Source organism: Simplicispira lacusdiani (genome assembly GCF_003604195.1).
Classification (GTDB): Bacteria; Pseudomonadota; Gammaproteobacteria; order Burkholderiales; family Burkholderiaceae_C; genus Simplicispira; species Simplicispira lacusdiani.
In genome coordinates, this window is sequence record NZ_QXGR01000001.1 from 513791 (window position 1) to 530509 (window position 16719).

The 16719-nt window shown below is 67.3% G+C and carries 16 protein-coding genes; 14 read left to right on the forward strand and 2 right to left on the reverse strand.

Features of this window, described 5'->3' with window-relative positions:
• The first annotated feature begins 148 nt into the window (after positions 1-148).
• The 8 genes from D8S75_RS02290 (at position 149) to D8S75_RS02325 (ending at position 9719) form a co-directional block, all read left to right on the forward strand.
• Positions 149-679 (forward strand): iron transporter, encoded by a 531-nt coding sequence (locus tag D8S75_RS02290; RefSeq protein WP_119964394.1) that lies wholly within the window; start codon positions 149-151, stop codon positions 677-679.
• Positions 680-681: 2 nt separating this feature from the next.
• On the forward strand, positions 682-2103 hold the full coding sequence (locus D8S75_RS02295) for a carbohydrate porin (protein WP_119964297.1): 1422 nt from the start codon (positions 682-684) through the stop codon (positions 2101-2103).
• Positions 2091-2516, forward strand: coding sequence for a cupredoxin domain-containing protein (locus D8S75_RS02300; protein ID WP_232828829.1), 426 nt, complete (start codon positions 2091-2093; stop codon positions 2514-2516). The genes D8S75_RS02295 and D8S75_RS02300 overlap by 13 nt, the downstream gene beginning before the upstream one ends.
• A gap of 79 nt (positions 2517-2595) precedes the next feature.
• Complete coding sequence (locus tag D8S75_RS02305) at positions 2596-3912, forward strand: 4Fe-4S binding protein (RefSeq protein WP_370807247.1); 1317 nt, start codon at positions 2596-2598, stop codon at positions 3910-3912.
• 165 nt (positions 3913-4077) lie between these two features.
• Positions 4078-4413 (forward strand): preprotein translocase subunit YajC, encoded by a 336-nt coding sequence (gene yajC, locus D8S75_RS02310; RefSeq protein ID WP_119964396.1) that lies wholly within the window; start codon positions 4078-4080, stop codon positions 4411-4413.
• A gap of 79 nt (positions 4414-4492) precedes the next feature.
• Positions 4493-6379, forward strand: a complete 1887-nt coding sequence (secD, locus tag D8S75_RS02315) for a protein translocase subunit SecD (RefSeq protein ID WP_119964299.1) — start codon at positions 4493-4495, stop codon at positions 6377-6379.
• Between the two features lie 12 nt (positions 6380-6391).
• Positions 6392-7345, forward strand: a complete 954-nt coding sequence (gene secF / locus D8S75_RS02320; protein WP_119964300.1) for a protein translocase subunit SecF — start codon at positions 6392-6394, stop codon at positions 7343-7345.
• A 34-nt stretch (positions 7346-7379) separates the two neighbouring features.
• Complete coding sequence (locus D8S75_RS02325) at positions 7380-9719, forward strand: DUF1631 domain-containing protein (RefSeq protein WP_119964301.1); 2340 nt, start codon at positions 7380-7382, stop codon at positions 9717-9719.
• Positions 9720-9732: 13 nt separating this feature from the next.
• On the opposite strand, the gene dprA is transcribed toward D8S75_RS02325, so the two are convergent.
• Positions 9733-10872, reverse strand: coding sequence for a DNA-processing protein DprA (gene dprA, locus D8S75_RS02330; protein WP_119964302.1), 1140 nt, complete (start codon positions 10870-10872; stop codon positions 9733-9735).
• A 71-nt stretch (positions 10873-10943) separates the two neighbouring features.
• Entirely contained in the window at positions 10944-12146 is a 1203-nt protein-coding gene (locus tag D8S75_RS02335; RefSeq protein WP_442474855.1) for a LysM peptidoglycan-binding domain-containing protein, read from the reverse strand.
• Between the two features lie 200 nt (positions 12147-12346).
• On the opposite strand from D8S75_RS02335, the gene def reads away from it, so the two are divergent.
• The 6 genes from def (at position 12347) to D8S75_RS02365 (ending at position 16674) form a co-directional block, all read left to right on the forward strand.
• Positions 12347-12856, forward strand: coding sequence for a peptide deformylase (gene def, locus D8S75_RS02340; protein WP_119964397.1), 510 nt, complete (start codon positions 12347-12349; stop codon positions 12854-12856).
• Positions 12853-13341: a hypothetical protein gene (locus D8S75_RS02345; protein ID WP_157982580.1), complete on the forward strand. Its 489-nt coding sequence runs from the start codon at positions 12853-12855 to the stop codon at positions 13339-13341. The genes def and D8S75_RS02345 overlap by 4 nt, the downstream gene beginning before the upstream one ends.
• A gap of 18 nt (positions 13342-13359) precedes the next feature.
• Positions 13360-14343: a methionyl-tRNA formyltransferase gene (fmt, locus tag D8S75_RS02350; RefSeq protein WP_119964305.1), complete on the forward strand. Its 984-nt coding sequence runs from the start codon at positions 13360-13362 to the stop codon at positions 14341-14343.
• Positions 14344-14402: 59 nt separating this feature from the next.
• Positions 14403-15083, forward strand: a complete 681-nt coding sequence (locus D8S75_RS02355) for an AzlC family ABC transporter permease (protein ID WP_119964398.1) — start codon at positions 14403-14405, stop codon at positions 15081-15083.
• The gene (locus D8S75_RS02360; protein ID WP_119964306.1) at positions 15080-15415 is read left to right on the forward strand and encodes an AzlD domain-containing protein; all 336 of its coding nucleotides are present in this window, start codon (positions 15080-15082) and stop codon (positions 15413-15415) included. Before D8S75_RS02355 ends, D8S75_RS02360 begins: the two co-directional genes overlap by 4 nt.
• Before the next feature lie 65 nt (positions 15416-15480).
• The gene (locus D8S75_RS02365) at positions 15481-16674 is read left to right on the forward strand and encodes a phosphoglycerate kinase (RefSeq protein ID WP_119964307.1); all 1194 of its coding nucleotides are present in this window, start codon (positions 15481-15483) and stop codon (positions 16672-16674) included.
• Positions 16675-16719 lie beyond the last annotated feature (45 nt).

Below are 16719 nucleotides of genomic sequence, written 5' to 3' on the forward strand. Positions count from 1 at the left end.
GAGCCGGCACGAAGAATTGCGCGGGTGTTTGCAGTAGATCAATAGAAGTTATTGTTAATCATTCTTATTAGCAATATATTCACGCCCTGACTTCATCTGGAAACAAGGAGCGTTCGTGAACTACCGACTGACCCGTGCCGTGGGCGCGATGGCGCTGGCTGGCGCACTGTGGACCGCATTGCCGGCGGCCGCGCTGGAATTTCCCATCGGCACGCCGTACCAGCGCAACGGCATGGAGGTGGCCGCCGTCTACCTGCAGGCCATCGACATGGAGCCCGAGGGCCACATGCGCAAGGCGGCCGAATCGGATATCCACCTGGAGGCGGACATCCACGCGCTGGCGGGCAACGTCAATGGCTACCCGGAAGGCGCCTGGATGCCATTCCTGCACATCGCCTATGAGCTGGTGAAGGTGGGGGGCGGTGAACCGATCCGTGGCCACATGATGCCCATGGTCGCCAGCGACGGGCCGCACTACGGCGACAACGTCAAGCTCCAGGGGCCGGGCAAGTACAAGGTGAAGTTCACCATCCATCCGCCATCGTCCAAGGACAACCCGGTGGGCCAGCATTTCGGCCGCCACACCGACCGCGCCACGGGCGTGCGCCCCTGGTTCAAGACGTTCGAGGTGGAGTGGGAGTTCACCTTCGCCGGCATCGGCAAGAAAGGCGGGTACTGAACATGGGGCAACGCATGCTGGCGGTTGCGGCCGTGTGCGCGGCCGCCGCGCTGCCCGCGCAGGCGACCGATCTGGCGCGGATGCAGGCGCTCATGGAGCAGCTCGCCGCGCGGGTCGAGGTACTGGAGAGGCGCAACGCGGAACTGGAGACCGCGCTGACGACCGAGCGCTTGAGCGAGCGCGAGCCGGAGATCGCCACGCGGCTCAAGGCGCTGGAGGCGCGCACCCAGGCCATGGATGCGCCCGTCAAGCGCATGGAGGCGCTGGACGGCATCAAGGTGGAAGGCAGCATCACGGGCGTGGCGCAGTCCGCCGGCGCGGGCGCCACGGCCTCGGGCCAACGCGAGACCCGCGCCAACTACCGAGGCGATGTCGAAGTGACGCTGCCCGGCGGGGAGTGGGGCGATGTCACGGGCACGGCGTTTGCCCATGTGCGCTTCGGCCAGGGCAGCGGCGTGGGCCTGCGGCCCACCTACACCAGCACGCCCAATTCGGTGGGTTTCGAGGTCGGCGGCGTCGGTGATCCGGATTCCTCGTTCGCTGTGCTGGCGCAGGGCTGGTACCAGCTCGACATTCCGCTGCCCCGCGGCCGCAGCACCCAGGCCGCCACGCAGCGCGCGCGCGTGACGGTCGGCAAGATCGACATGTTCGGCTTCTTCGACGGCAATGCCATCGCCGATGACGAGACCACGCGCTTCCAGAACAATGCTTTCGTGCACAACCCCTTGCTCGATTCGGGGGGGGGTATCGGCGCCGATGCCTATGGCTTCGCGCCGGGCGCGATCGTGCAATACATCGACGAGAGCGACAAATCGGCCGCCTGGACCTATTCCCTGGGTGTCTTTGGCGCGGGCCAGGGGGCCAACTTCTCCGGCTCCATGGGCAAGCCGCTGGCCATCGCGCAGATCGAAACCACGCGGCGCATCGGTTTCCTGCCCGGGACCTACCGGCTCTATGCCTGGACCAACGGACAGGCCGCCGGTTACCTGGGCCAGGCGCAGCGCCAGCAGGGCGTGGGCCTGTCGATCGACCAGCAGGTCAGCGACGAGCTGACCGTGTTTGCGCGCTGGGGGCGCCTGACCAAGGGCCAGCCGCGTTTCGACACCGCACTGACGGCAGGTGCCGAGCTGAGCGGCAACGTCTGGGGCCGGGGGGGCGATGCCTTTGGCGTGGCCTGGGGGCGGTTGCGCACGGCCAAGGCCTTCGGCGCCGAATCGGCCACGGTGGACGCCGATGGCGATGGCCAGCCAGACTGGGGCTATGGCGCCTCGGGCGCGGAAACGCTGGCCGAGTTGTACTACCGCTGGAGCCTGGGCAACGGGCTGCAGCTCACGCCCAGCGTCCAATGGATCCGCCGTCCGGGGGGCGACGGCGCGGCATCGGCCATCCGCGTCCTGGGCGTGCGCGCGCAGTGGGCTTTCTGATGCGCGAGGGCTGGCTGCCGCGTGGATGGGCCGGTGCGGGCCTGGTGCTGGCTTTGTGTCTGCCGGGTGTGCCGCTGGCGCAGGAGGGGGCGTCGCCGCCGGACGAAGGCGCGGCGCCATCCAGCGCCCGGGCGCGGCGTGCCGAGCCGCTGCAGAGCTACACCGTCGAAGTGACGGATGGGGTGTTCACGCCCACGGCACTGCAGGTGCCCGCGGGCAAGCGCGTCAAGATCGAACTTGTGAACCATGGTCCCGGACCGTTGGAATTCGAGAACGACGAGATGAACATCGAGAAGGTGCTGGGCGCGGGCGCTCGTTCATTCGTGGTGCTGCCACCCCTGGCGCCAGGGGAGCATGAGTTCGTCGATGAATTCAATCCGGTCACGGGGGTGCTGGTGATCCATGCGCGCTGAAGGGCCGGGCCCAACCACCGCCGTCATCCGCATCGTGCCGCGCGCGCGGCGTGGTGCGCTCGCGCGCCTGGGTGATGCCATGGCGCGCCACCGCCGGGCCATCGTGGCGGTGCAGTGGATGGTGGTCCTGGTTTATGCGGTGCTGGTGGCTGTTCCGGCCTTTCTCCCCGTGCCGGAGGCCGGGGCGCACATGCTCAACAACTTGACGCTCGTGGCGCAGTTCGCCTTCTGGGGGCTCTGGTGGCCGGGAGTGATCGTGGCCACCATGCTGTTCGGGCGCATCTGGTGCGGCGTGCTGTGCCCCGAAGGGGCACTGGCGGAGTTCGCCAGCCGGCATGGCCGTGGAGGGGCGATACCGCGCTGGGTGCGTTGGCGCGGTTGGCCGCTGGTCGCCTTTGTCGTCACCACGGTGTATGGGCAGCTCGTCAGTGTGTACGAATATCCCCAGGCCGCGCTGCTGGTGCTGGGAGGGTCCACCCTGGCGGCGGTGGCGATCGGCTGGGCCTATGGGCGTGGCAAGCGGGTCTGGTGCCGTTACCTGTGCCCTGTCAGCGGCGTGTTCGCGCTGCTGGCGCGCGTGGCGCCGCTGCATTTCAAGGTGGACCGCGAAGCCTGGGCCGCCTATCCACGGCGCACCCCCGCCGTGGATTGCGCCCCATTGCTGTCCGTGCAGCAGATGACCGGCGCCGCGCAGTGCCATGCGTGCGGGCGCTGCGCCGGGCACCGCGACGCCGTGACCCTGAGTGTGCGCTCACCTGCGGTCGAGATCCTGGCCAGTGGCCCGCGCGACGTGGGGCGTGCCGAGGCCTGGCTGTTGATCTGGGGCTTGTTCGGGGTGGCGATCGGGGCGTTCCGCTGGTCTGCCGATCCGTTGTTTGTCGCCTGGCGCCAACAGGCCGCGGCCTGGCTGGCCGAGCGCGAGTGGTGGAAACTGCTGGACACCGATGCCCCCTGGTGGCTGCTCACGCACTACCCGGCGGTGGGGGACACCTTCACCTGGCTGGACGGCTTGCTGATTCCGGCCTACATCGGCGCCGTCACGCTGGTACTGGGCAGCGCGCTGCAGGCCGGAGCCTGGGTGGCCGGGCGGCTGGCCCGCCTGCCCTGGACGGTGCTGGCCCTGGCCTGGGTTCCCGCTGCCGGCGCCGGGGTGTTCGTGGGGCTGACCCTGCTCACCCAAACGCAGCTGCGCGCCGAAGGCGTCTATCTGCCCTGGCTCGACATGGCCCGCGCGGCCGTGCTGGCCCTGGCCTTCGCGGCGTCGCTGGCGCTGGGCGCGGCGCGCTTGGCGCGTGAGCGCGTGCCATTGGCGCGCGCGGTGCCGGCCTGGCTGGCGCTGGCCGTTCCGCTGGCGCTGGTGGGTGTCGCCTGGTGGCAGCAGCTGTTTCGGGCGTAGCGCCGGTCGCGTGCCCGTGCCCATGCCGTCGTGCAAACCCCCGTGGGGGCGGCGGGGTATCGACGGGCCGCCCTCCGGATCGGCCCGCATACAATGTTCTGTTTACCGCCAGGCGCCGGCCTGGGCGGGTTTGTTCCCCGACCATCCATTTGTGGAGTCTTGTCCGTGTTCATTTCTTCTGCTTTCGCCCAGACTGCTCCCGCTGCCGCCGCTGGTGGCGGCGACTTCATGTCCTCCCTGACGGGCATGCTGCCGCTGGTGCTGATGTTCGTGGTGCTTTACTTCGTCATGATCCGCCCCCAGATGAAGCGCCAGAAGGAGCACCGCGCCATGATCGACGCCATCGCCAAGGGCGATGAGGTGGTTGTCGGCGGCGGCATCCTGGGCAAGGTCGCGCGCCTGTCCGAGCAGTACCTGCACATCGAGATCGCCTCGGGCGTGGAAGTGCAGGTCCAGCGCGCCGCCGTGGTCCAGGTGCTGCCCAAGGGCACGATCAAGTAAGCCCGGCTCCAGAAACCGCGGGCGGCGCTTGGCGCGGCAGCCCGCGTTCCGTCCTTGTCCGTGAGGTATTAGCGCGATCATGAACCGTTATCCGGTCTGGAAGTACGCGATCCTGGTGATCGCGCTGCTGGTCGGGGTGCTCTACACCCTGCCCAATTTCTTTGGCGAGGCACCTGCGGTGCAGGTCTCGTCGGCCAAGGCCACCGTCAAGGTGGATTCCGCCGTGTTGCAGCGCGTGGAAGAGGCGCTCAAGGCCGCAGGCGTGACGGCGGACTTCGTCACCCTCGAAGGCACTTCGGTGCGCGCCCGTTTCGACACGCCCGACAACCAGCTCAAGGCCAAGGACGCGATCCAGAAGGCCCTCGTGCCCGATCCGGCCGATCCGGCCTATATCGTGGCGCTGAACCTGGTGTCGCGCTCGCCCACCTGGCTCACCGCGCTGCACGCCCAGCCCATGTACCTGGGCCTGGACCTGCGCGGCGGCGTGCACTTCATGCTCCAGGTGGACATGCAGGCGGCCCTGACCAAGAAGGCAGAGTCGTATGCCGGCGACATCCGCACCACGCTGCGCGACAAGAACATCCGCCATGGCGGCATCAGCCGCGACGGCCAGGCCGTGGAAATCAAGGTGCGCGACGAGGCCACGCGCACGGCCGCGAACAACCTGATCGCCGACCAGTTTCCCGATCTGCAGGTGGCGGTCACTCCCGAAGGGGCCGAATTCAAGCTGCGCGCCACCATCAAGCCCGAGGCCACGCGCCGGGTCCAGGAGCAGGCGCTCAAGCAGAACATCACCACCCTGCACAACCGGATCAACGAGCTGGGCGTGGCCGAGCCCGTCATCCAGCAGCAGGGCCTGGACCGCATCGTGGTGCAGCTGCCCGGCGTGCAGGACACGGCCAAGGCCAAGGACATCCTGGGCCGCACGGCCACGCTGGAGGTGCGCCTGGTGGATGAGACCACCGAGGCGCGCGCGGCCGAGCGCGGCCAGGGCACCGTGCCGTTTGGCTCGGAGCGCTACCTGGAACGCAATGGTCAGCCAGTGATCGTGAAGAAGCAGGTCATCCTGACCGGCGAGAACCTCACCGATGCCCAACCGGGCTTCGATGGCCAGACGCAGGAACCCACCGTCAACCTGACGCTCGATGCCAAGGGCGCGCGCATCTTCAAGGATGTGACGCGCGAGAACATCAACAAGCGCATGGCCATCATCCTGTTCGAGAAGGGCAAGGGCGAGGTCGTGACGGCGCCGGTCATCCGCTCCGAGATCGGCGGTGGCCGCGTGCAGATTTCCGGCCGCATGACCACCATGGAAGCCAACGACACCGCGCTGCTGCTGCGCGCGGGTTCGCTGGCCGCGCCCATGGAGATCATCGAGGAATTCACCATCGGCCCGAGCCTGGGGGCCGACAACATCGCGCGCGGCATCAACAGCGTGGTCTGGGGCATGCTGGCCATCGCGGCTTTCATGTGCGTGTACTACATGTTGTTCGGCGTGTTCTCCAGCATCGCACTGGGCGTCAATGTGCTGATGCTGATCGCCGTGCTGTCGATGCTGCAGGCCACGCTGACCCTGCCGGGCATCGCCGCCATGGCGCTGGCGCTGGGCGTGGCCATCGACTCGAACGTGCTCATCAACGAGCGCATCCGCGAGGAGCTGCGCGATGGTGTGTCGCCCCAGATGGCTATCCACGCGGGCTATGAGCGCGCCTGGGCCACCATCCTGGACTCGAACGTCACCACCTTGATCGCCGGTCTGGCGCTGCTGGCTTTCGGCTCGGGGCCGGTGCGCGGCTTTGCCGTGGTGCACTGCATCGGCATCCTGACCAGCATGTTCTCGGCCGTGTTCTTCTCGCGCGGGCTGGTCAACTTCTGGTACGGCGGCAAGAAGAAGCTCAAGAGTCTGTCCATCGGCCAGATCTGGAAACCCGAAGCCGGCGGCACCACGGTCGCCAAGCCGGAATAAAGGAGGAAGACCATGGAGTTCTTCCGCATCAAAAAAGACATTCCCTTCATGAAGCACGCGTTGATCTTCAACGCGATCTCCTTCATCACCTTCGCCCTGGCGGTTTTCTTCCTGCTCACGCGCGGGCTGCACCTCTCGGTCGAGTTCACCGGCGGCACGGTCATGGAGGTGGCCTACAGCCAGCCGGCCGACCTGGCCAAGGTGCGCGGCGCCGTGTCGGCCCTGGGCTATGCCGATGACGTGCAGGTGCAGAATTTCGGCACCTCGCGCGACGTGATGATCCGCCTGCCCGCGCAGAAAGGCGTCTCCTCGGCGCAGCAGAGCGAGCAGGTGATTGGCGCGCTCAAGGCGGCCGACCCCGAAGTCACGCTGCGCCGCACCGAATTTGTGGGCCCGCAGGTGGGCGAGGAACTGGTGCATGGCGGCCTCATGGCGCTGGCCATGGTGGTCGTGGGCATCGTGATCTACCTGGCGTTCCGCTTCGAATGGAAGTTCGGTGTCGCGGCCATCATCGCCAACCTCCATGACGTGGTCATCATCCTGGGCTTCTTCGCCTTCTTCCAGTGGGAGTTCTCCCTCTCGGTGCTGGCGGCGGTGCTGGCGGTGCTGGGTTACTCGGTCAACGAGTCTGTCGTGATCTTCGACCGTATCCGCGAGGCCTTCCGCCGTTACCGCAAGATGACCACGCACGAGGTCATCGATCACGCGATCACCAGCACGATGAGCCGCACCATCATCACCCACGCCTCGACCGAGGCCATGGTGCTGTCGATGTTCTTCTTTGGGGGCCCCAGCCTGCACTATTTCGCGCTGGCGCTGACCATCGGCATCCTGTTCGGCATCTACTCCTCGGTGTTCGTGGCGGCCGCGATCGCCATGTGGCTGGGTGTCAAGCGCGAGGATCTCGTCAAGACCGTGCGCAAGGAAGGCGATCCGAACGACCCGAACGCGGGCGCAACGGTTTGACCCGTTTGGGGAATTCCCAGACTAATATCGAGGGATGCACACACCTCCACCGCCCATTCATCCGCAGCGCAGGCTGGCACGCCAGGTGCGCGAGCGGCTGGTGGACGGGCTCTGCAGCGGCCTTGTGGGCGTGGACAAGGCGATCCTGGAGTTCCTGAACGCGCTGATGGCGCAAACCGGGACGCAGCGCGAGATGCAGGAGCGGCGCGACGCCTGGATGTCGTACCAGTCGCATGGCGGGGAATGGGTCCGTGGCGTCTCGGTGGCCTGGCGCGCGGCGCAGGCTCCGTCCACGGCGGGGCCGCCGCCCGGTAGCCGTCCGTCTGAGCTGACGTTCGAGCTGGTGGACGACAACGTGGTCGAGAACAAGATCCTGGCTTCACGGATGGCGCTGACGGTGCTGGAGCAGGTCAATGCCAGCTTTGATGCGCTGCGCTTGCGGGTGCAGGTTCTGGAGGGACTGGACCTGCCGGCCACCGATATCCTGCGGCCGGAAACGGTGGCGTTGCACATGGTCGATGCATGGGTCAAGGCGGGGCTCAAGCGCAACGATCTCCTAGCGGCGTTGGACCCCCTGCTGCGGGAGCTGACCGCCTTGTTGCAGAAGGTGTATCAGGCAGGCAACGATTTCCTGCAGGCCCAAGGTGTTGCTGCACAGCAGGATTTGCGCGTGCGGATGAGCCGTGCTTCGCCTTCGGGATCGGGGGGCTTGCAAGCCCAGGGGCAAGGGCCTGCGACCCGCGCCCTGGAGCAGTCGCAGGAGGCCGTGGCGCGCGCAAGGGCGCAGGCTTCCATGCATGCGCAGGCGTCGCGCATGGGCCCGGCAGGGACCGCCTTCGCCATGCCGCCGGGGGCCTCGATGTCCGGAATGACGCCCCTGGCCCGTGCGCGCCAGCGTGCCCATGGCGTCATGGGGCAGTTGCGGCGCCTGCTGACCCAGCCCGCGACAGGGTTCGACATGGTCAATGCGCCCCCTGCCTCGGCGGCCTTGGCGCAGGCCCTGGCAGCCCACCGGGTGCAGGCCGAAACCTATTACAGCACCGTGGGCACGCTGGCGGAAGACTACAGCCCTGCGGCCGTGGTGCATCTGGCGGGAGTGGTGCGCAACCGTTCCGCCGAACTCAAGAAGAAGGCAGATACCCAGGGAGAGAAGGCCATCATCGAGGTGGTGGCCCTGATGTTCCAGAGCATCCTGGCGGAGGACCGCATTCCTCCGGCCGTGCGCATCTGGTTCGCGCGGCTGCAGGTGCCGGTCCTGCGCGTGGCGCTGGCCGAGCCGGAATTCTTCAGCAACCTGAACCATCCCGCGCGCCAGTTGATCGACCGCATGGGCTCCTGCGCATTGGGCTTTGATGCCACGTCGATCTCGGGCAGCGCGCTGGAGGCGGAAATCAAGCGCATCGTCCAGGTGATCGAGCAGTACCCGGAAACGGGCAGCCGCGTGTTCCAGCTGGTGCATGACGAATTCGAGAAATTCCTGGCCAAATTTCTCACGGAAAAGCAGGCGACGTCGCGGTTGGTGAGCGTGGCGCAGCAGGTCGAGCAGAAGGAAACCCTGGCCATCCAGTACACGATCGAGCTGCGCACCATGCTCAAGGACATGCCGGTGCGCGATGAGATCCGCGACTTCCTGTTCAAGACCTGGGCCGAGGTGCTGGCGCTTTCCGCCGTGCGCGAAGGTCCCCAGCATGCCGATACGGTGGCCTACAAGCGTGCTGCGGCCGATCTGGTGTGGGCGGCGAGCGCCAAGCCCAACCGCAGCGAGCGGGCCCAGGTGATCCAGAGCCTGCCCGGGTTGTTGCAGCGGTTGCGCCAGGGCCTGGCCTTGATGGGAATCACCGGGGCCGGGCAGGACACGCAGATCAAGGCACTCACCGATACGCTGGCGGAAGCCTTCCTGTCCAAGACGGCGGCCATTCCGGCGGAGCACATCGAAGCCATGGCCAAGCGGCTTGCCAATCTGGAAGAGTTCATTGGAGATGCGGCCGTCATGGGCGATCTGCCGCTGGATGCCGAGAGCATTGAAATGATGACCGGCATCGATGCTTCGGCCATCCATGTGGTGGCAGACAACGGGGCACCCGTGGACGACGCCATGGTGGCCTGGGCGCAGGAGCTGCAGCCAGGCAACTGGTTCACGCTGGACCACAATGGATCGAGCAGCCAGGTTCAGTATGTCTGGCACAGCCAGCGCAAGCAACTGCACCTGTTCGCCTCGACCGATGGCAGCAGCTTCCTCATCCAGCTGCGCAGGCTGGGGGCCTATCTGCAGGCGGGGCTGCTGGTGGCGCGCGAGGAGGAGGGTCTCACGGTTCGTGCCACGCGGGATGCTCTGGCCAAACTCAACGCCAACCCGGAGCGGCTGCTGGGCTGATCCGCAGGCGGCTTCAGGCCTGTGCCATGCGTTGGAACAGGCCGCCGGGCATCCGCACCAGCGAGCCCGCCAATTCCAGTTCCAGTAATTGCACCTGCAGGCCGGGCGTGTCCAGCCCGGTGCGGGCTTGCAGGGCATCGAGGCCGATCGGGTCGAACCCCATGGCATCGAGCAGACCGTGCGCGGCGGGTGTCTCGGCAGGCGCGGGCGCCGGCCTGGCGGGCGCCGGCCATCGCAGCTCTTCGAGCACATCCTGCGCGGATTCCACCAGCTTGGCGCCTTGGCGGATCAGGGCGTGACAGCCGCGTGACTGGATGGCATGGATGGACCCAGGGATGGCGAACACCTCGCGGCCCTGCTCGCTGGCCATGCGGGCGGTGATCAGCGAGCCGGACGCTGGTGCGGCCTCCACCACCAGGGTGCCTTGGGAAAGGCCCGAGATGATGCGGTTGCGCTTGGGGAAATTGGCCGCCAGCGGGGGTGTGCCCAGCGGGTATTCGCTCATCAGCAGGCCCTGCGCGGCGATGCGGTGCGCCAGTTCGCGGTGGCGTTGCGGGTACACACGATCAAGACCGGTGCCCACCACGGCGATGGTGGCCGGCGTGGCATCCGTGGGGCTGGCGTCGGCCAGCGCGCCTTCGTGCGCGGCCCCGTCGATGCCCAGCGCAAGCCCCGAAACGATGGTCAGTCCTGCGGCGCGCAGGGTCTGGGCGAATTGCCGTGCATTGTCCTGTCCCTGGGGCGTGGGGTTGCGGCTGCCCACCAGGGCCAGGCAGCGTTCCGCCGGAAAGGCTGCGGCCCGCAGGAAGCGGGCCGGGCCGAGCAGGTAAAGCACCAAGGGTGGGTCGCTGGTTTCGAGCAGTGACGGCGGATACAGGGGGTGGCCCAGGGGGACGAGGGCCCGTGCGGTGGCAGCGTCGGGGCTGGCATGCAGCCATTGCCAGGTGGTTTCCACGAGGGAGGCCAGACCTGCGGGCTCGGTCTGCAGGGTGTCGGCCTGCGCGGGGCCGAGACAGGCCTGCAGCACATGCGCCGGTTGCTCGAAGATGCTGCGGGGAAGGCCGAAGGCCACCAGCAGGCGTCGGGCGGCCTGATTGCCGATGCCGGGCGTCAGGGTCAGCCGCAGCCATGCGGCGAGTTCATCGCGGTCCATTGCGCGCGGTGCAGGCTCCGTGCCGGAGCCGTTACCCATGGGCCGGTGCCGCGGTGTGCCGCTGCCGCATCTCAATCCGGGTTGGTGAGCCGGTCGCCAACGCGCACAGGCGTGCGCACATCCAGGATCAGCGCGTAGGAAACACGGTCGAAGGTGCGGAACACCATGGCCATGCCATTGTTTTCACTGGGCAGCTTGATCATGATCTTGGACTCGTCGGTCCGGTCCTTGATCTGCGCGCCCTTGGTCATCAGCTTGAGCACCAAGCCGGTTTCGATACCGTCCTGCGTGCCCAGGTTGATCGCGACCACGTTGTTCTGCGCGGCATTGGCGACGGCCGAACTGCCGTAGATGGAGACCACGCGGGCATCCACATCCTGCCGTGGCGCATGCGGCGTGTAGCTCAGGAAGACGCGCGGTGGCGCGGGCAGCAGGCGGTCGCCAGCGCGGATTTCCTCCTTGCTGGAAGTGAGGTCCAGCGAGGCGGGCACATACTCCGAAGTGACGCCGCCCTTGCCGTTGGCGCTGTCCTCGAAGGTCTCTCCGCGCATCAGCACCGCCTTGCCCAGGTGCTGAGCTTCGTAGCCCAGGATTTCCCCGGTCAGCGGGTCTTTCAGGGCCACGGCATTGCGGAACACGCGGAACTGGCGGGGCTCGCCAGGCTCGGCGCGCAATGGGTTGGCCACGTCGCCCCGGGCGTAGATGCGGTCTCCCGGGCTCATGAGCACACGGTCTTCCATCGTGGCCACGATGCGGGGTGCCTGTTGCAGTGTTTGCGCGTCAACCACCACGGGCTCCACCAGGAAGGGCTCGATCAGGTGTGGCTTGAGCGTGGGCAGCGCCGAGTCGGCCAGGCTGTCGGTGCGGGTGCGGGGGGAGACGCGCACGGTTTCGGGCTCGCCCGAGGTGCTGGTGCGCAGCCGGGCGTGGCCGCCATTCTTTTCGAGATAGAGGGTCTGCCCCGGGAAGATGAGGTGCGGGTTGCGGATCTCCTGGAGGTTCATGCCCCAGAGTTCGGGCCAGCGCCAGGGGCGTTTGAGGTACATGCCGGAGATGCCCCACAACGTGTCGCCGCGCTTGACGACATAGGTGTCGGGCGCACCGGGCGCGAGCTCGGCGAGGGGCACGCCCTGCTGGGCCACCTGCTGGGCGGTCGCGCGCTGTGACGCGGAGACCGAGAGATCCTGGGCCTGGACCGCCGGGGCGGCCAGGGCTGCGCAGAGGATGGCGGCTGTGCCCAGCATGGTCCGCTGCACGCTGGTGAATGCCGTCAAGTCGTTCCTGTTCTGATGCATTGTCAAACGCCCCCTCGCTGGCGCCGATATACACCCGGATATCGGGGCATACGGCAAAATACATTACAAATCATCTGAGATTCTCTGCTCAAGCCCTTGATTCGGCAATGATTATTGAATCAGGCAGGAGCGCACGCCTGAAAAAGTGGCGAAAATAGCGACATCTTTTCGGCGTGGCCATGGCAATTCTTCCCATTCTTTGTTATCCGGACCCCCGGCTGCACACGGTCGCAAAACCCGTGCAGGTGGTGGATGATCGTGTTCGCCATGTCGTGTCCGACATGCTGGAAACCATGTACGACGCCCATGGCATCGGCTTGGCCGCGACGCAGGTTGATGTGCATGAGCGGATCGTGGTCATCGATGTTTCGGAAGAGCGCGACCAACCGCTCGTGCTGATCAACCCGGAAATCGTTTGGGCCAGCGCCGAGAAGCAGGTGGGTGACGAGGGCTGCCTCTCGGTGCCGGGCATCTACGATGGCGTCGCGCGTTCGGCGGCTGTCCATGTGCGGGCCCTCGATGCGCAGGGCCAGGAGCGCACCATCGAGGCCACCGAATTGCTGGCCGTGTGCATCCAGCATGAGCTCGACCATCTGCTGGGCAAGGTGTTCGTGGAATACCTGTCGCCCCTCAAGCGCAACCGCATCAAGTCAAAAATGATCAAGCGCCAGCGCGAGGCTCGCGCATGAGGCAGGCCTTCGCTCCCCGGGCGCGTGTGGGCGCGTTCCTCCTGGGCGTCGCCGTGCTGGCGGGCTGCGCGGCGCCGGCCATGGTGCGGCCCGGTGTGGCGCGCGACGACGTGACCGCCCTGTGGGGTGAGCCTTTGGCGTCCTACCAATTGCCTGCGGGCCAGCGCCTTTTCTACCGTACCAAGCCTGGCCAGGTGCAGAGCCTGGACTTCGATGCCACCGGCAAGCTGGTCGGCATGGAGCAGGCGCTGACCGCGCAACGCCTGGGCCGGATCACCGCCGGCCAGTGGCGTGCCGCCGATGTGCAGTTGGCCTTCGGCCCCCCCGCCAAAAGAGAGGCGAATGGCGACCAGGGCAGCGTCTGGACCTATTTTTTCCAGGAATACGGCACGCACCGGCGCGCGCGCGTCCTCCTCGACCCTGCCGGGGCCGTGGTGCGCACCGAATTCGCCGATGACCCCGCTGCCGATGAGCGCTACCGCTAGCGCAGGGCAGGTTTTTCCATGAAAGTCATTTTCGCCGGCACGCCGGAGTTCGCCCGGGTGGCGCTGGAGGCGCTGCTGCAGGCCGGTTTTGCCGTGCCGCTGGTGCTGACCCAGCCCGACCGTCCCGCTGGGCGCGGCATGAAGCTGCAGGCTTCGCCGGTCAAGCAGCTGGCCCTGGAGCACGGCATCGCCGTGGCGCAGCCGCGCAGCCTGCGGCTCGATGGCAAATACCCCGAGGACGCCGCCCAGGCGCAAGCCGCCATCGCGGCCGCCCGGGCCGACGTGATGGTGGTGGCGGCCTATGGCTTGATCCTGCCGCAGTGGGTGCTCGATGCGCCGCCGCTCGGCTGCCTCAACATCCACGCCAGCCTGTTGCCGCGCTGGCGCGGCGCGGCGCCCATCCACCGTGCCATTGAGGCTGGCGACGCCGAGACCGGCGTCACCATCATGCAGATGGACGCGGGTCTCGACACCGGCGACATGCTGTTGGACGAAAAAGCCGCGATCCTGCCCGGCGACACCACGGCCGTATTGCACGACCGGTTGGCGCAGCTGGGCGGACGCCTCATCGTGCAGGCGCTCCGGCAGCTCCCCGGTGGGGGGCTGCGCCGCGTGCCACAGCCCGAGCAAGGCGTGACCTATGCGCACAAGATCGACAAGGTTGAGAGCGGCGTGGACTGGTCGCTGCCGGCCGAGGTGATCGCCCGGCGTGTGCGCGCCTTCGATCCCTTTCCCGGCGCCAGCACGGTGCTGGGCACCGAGGGCATCAAGATCTGGAGCTCTGAAATTGATAGCTGCTCGCGCTTGCCAGAAGCGCGCTGCGGGCAGATTTTGTCTGTAAATGATGCCGGCATCATGGTGGCTTGCGGTGAGGGGGCCTTGCGCCTGACCGTGCTGCAGCGCGCGGGCGGCAAGCGCCTGGCGGCCGCCGATTTCGTGCGCGGCTTCGAGCTGCGGCCCGGCATGGTGCTGGGCAACGCGGCCGGTGGGGCGCCGCCTTGACCTGGTCCACGGCCGGCGCGGTGCTGCGCCACCCATCCTATCGCCAGGGAGTGGCCGACATGGTGGGCGCGGCAGTGGGGGTGGGGGCCTGGGGCCTCGTGACGGGCGTGGCCATGGTCAAAAGCGGCATGTCCGTGCCCATGGCGCTGGCCATGACGCTGCTGGTGTACGCCGGCAGCGCGCAGCTGGCGGTGATTCCGCTGCTGGCCGTGGGTGCCCCGCTGTGGGTGATCTGGCTCACCGCGGCCTGCGTGAACCTGCGCTTCGTGATCTTCAGCAGCATGTGGCGCAGTTACTTCCAGCCGCTGCCGCTGCGCCAGCGCCTGGCCATCGGCTACTTCAGCGGCGACGTGATCTTCGTCGCCTTCATGAAGCGCTTCCCCGAGCCCGTGCCAGGCCCGGGGCAGGTGCCGTATTTCTGGGGAGCGGCGTCGATCAACTGGGTCGCCTGGCAGGTGCCCTCGATTGCTGGCATCCTGCTCGCCAATGCGATTCCCTTGTCCTGGGGGCTGGGTTTTGCCGGTGTGCTGGCCCTGCTGGGCGTGCTGCTGTCGCTGCTGTACGACCGCGCCACCTGGCTGGCCACGGTGGTCGCGGCGACGGCGGCCATCGCGGCGTTCGCCCTGCCGCTCAAGCTCAACATCCTCGTGGCCATCGCGGCCGCAGTGGCGGCGGGCCTGGCGATGGAGGCCGTGGACCGGCGGTGCGCCGCGCGTCGCAGCGGAGGAGGCGCCGCATGAGCTGGGACGATGTCTTTTCCCTGCTGGCCATCGTTGGGTTGGCCGCCATCACGCTGGTTGCGCGTGCCTTTTTCATGATTCCCGAGCGCGAGATTCCCATGCCCGACTGGCTGCGGCGCGGCCTGAAGTATGCGCCGCTGGCCGCCCTGGCCGCGGTGATCGCGCCCGAGATCTTCATGGCCCGGGGTGCGCTCATCGGCTCGCTGCACGACGCGCGCCTGCCGGCCGTGCTCTGCGCCACGGCGTATTATTTCTGGAAGCGCGGCATCCTCGGCACCATTGTCGTGGGCATGCTGGTCTACCTGCCTCTGCACATCGGCCTGGGCTGGTAGCGGCCGGCATGCGGGTGCCTACAATGCGGCCTGCCGCATGTGCGACTGCCTGACCGAGCCTTTTCATGAACATTCTCCGCTTCTCCGATTTGTGTGCCCAGGGCCGTGCCCGGGGCCAGCGCGTCTTCATCCGTGCCGACCTGAACGTGCCGCTCGACGGCAACGGCGCCATCACCGAGGACACGCGCATCCGCGCCTCGGTGCCCTGCATCCAGATGGCGCTCGATGCCGGCGCCGCCGTCATGGTCACCAGCCACCTGGGCCGTCCGACCGAAGGCGAATTCAAGCCCGAGGATTCCCTCGCGCCCGTGGCCGCTCGCCTGTCCAGCCTGCTTGGCCGTGAGGTGCCGCTGGTGGCGGACTGGGTCGATGGCGTGCAAGTGCAGCCGGGCCATGTGGTCCTGCTGGAGAACTGCCGCGTCAACGTGGGCGAGAAGAAGAACAAGGAAGAACTGGCGCGCAAGCTTGCGGCGCTGTGCGACATCTTCGTCAACGACGCCTTCGGCACCGCGCACCGCGCCGAAGGCACAACCTACGGCATCGCCCAGTTTGCGCCCATTGCCTGCGCCGGCCCGCTGCTGGCCGCCGAGATCGACGCCATCACCCAGGCGCTGGCCAGCCCGAAGCGCCCGCTGGCGGCCATCGTGGCAGGCTCCAAGGTCTCGACCAAGCTCACCATCCTGCAGAGCCTGTCGAAGAACGTGGACCAGCTCATCGTGGGCGGTGGCATTGCAAACACCTTCATGCTCGCGGCCGGCCTGCCCATCGGCAAGAGCCTGGCCGAGCCGAGCCTGGTGGAGGAAGCGCGTGCTGTCATCGAGGCCATGAAGGCGCGCGGTGCGGAGGTGCCCATCCCCACCGATGTGGTAACGGCCAAGTCCTTTGCCGCCGACGCGCCGGCCACCACCAAGGCTGCCACCGATGTGGCCGAGGATGACCTCATTCTCGATATCGGCCCGGAAACCGCGCACCGGCTGGCGCAGCAACTCAAATCCGCCGGAACCATCGTCTGGAATGGCCCCGTGGGAGTATTCGAGTTCGCTGCGTTTGAAAATGGCACGCGCGCCATCGCGCAGGCTATTGCAGAATCCCCGGCATTCAGTATCGCCGGTGGCGGTGATACGCTGGCCGCCATCGCGAAATATGGCATCGAGAAAGATGTGGGGTATATCTCCACCGGTGGCGGGGCGTTTCTGGAAGTGCTCGAAGGGAAAACATTGCCCGCCTTCGAGATTCTCGAAAAACGCGCCGCGGGCTGAGTGGCACAGGTGGCGCCGGCAATACCGGCGCTGTGACAAAAACAA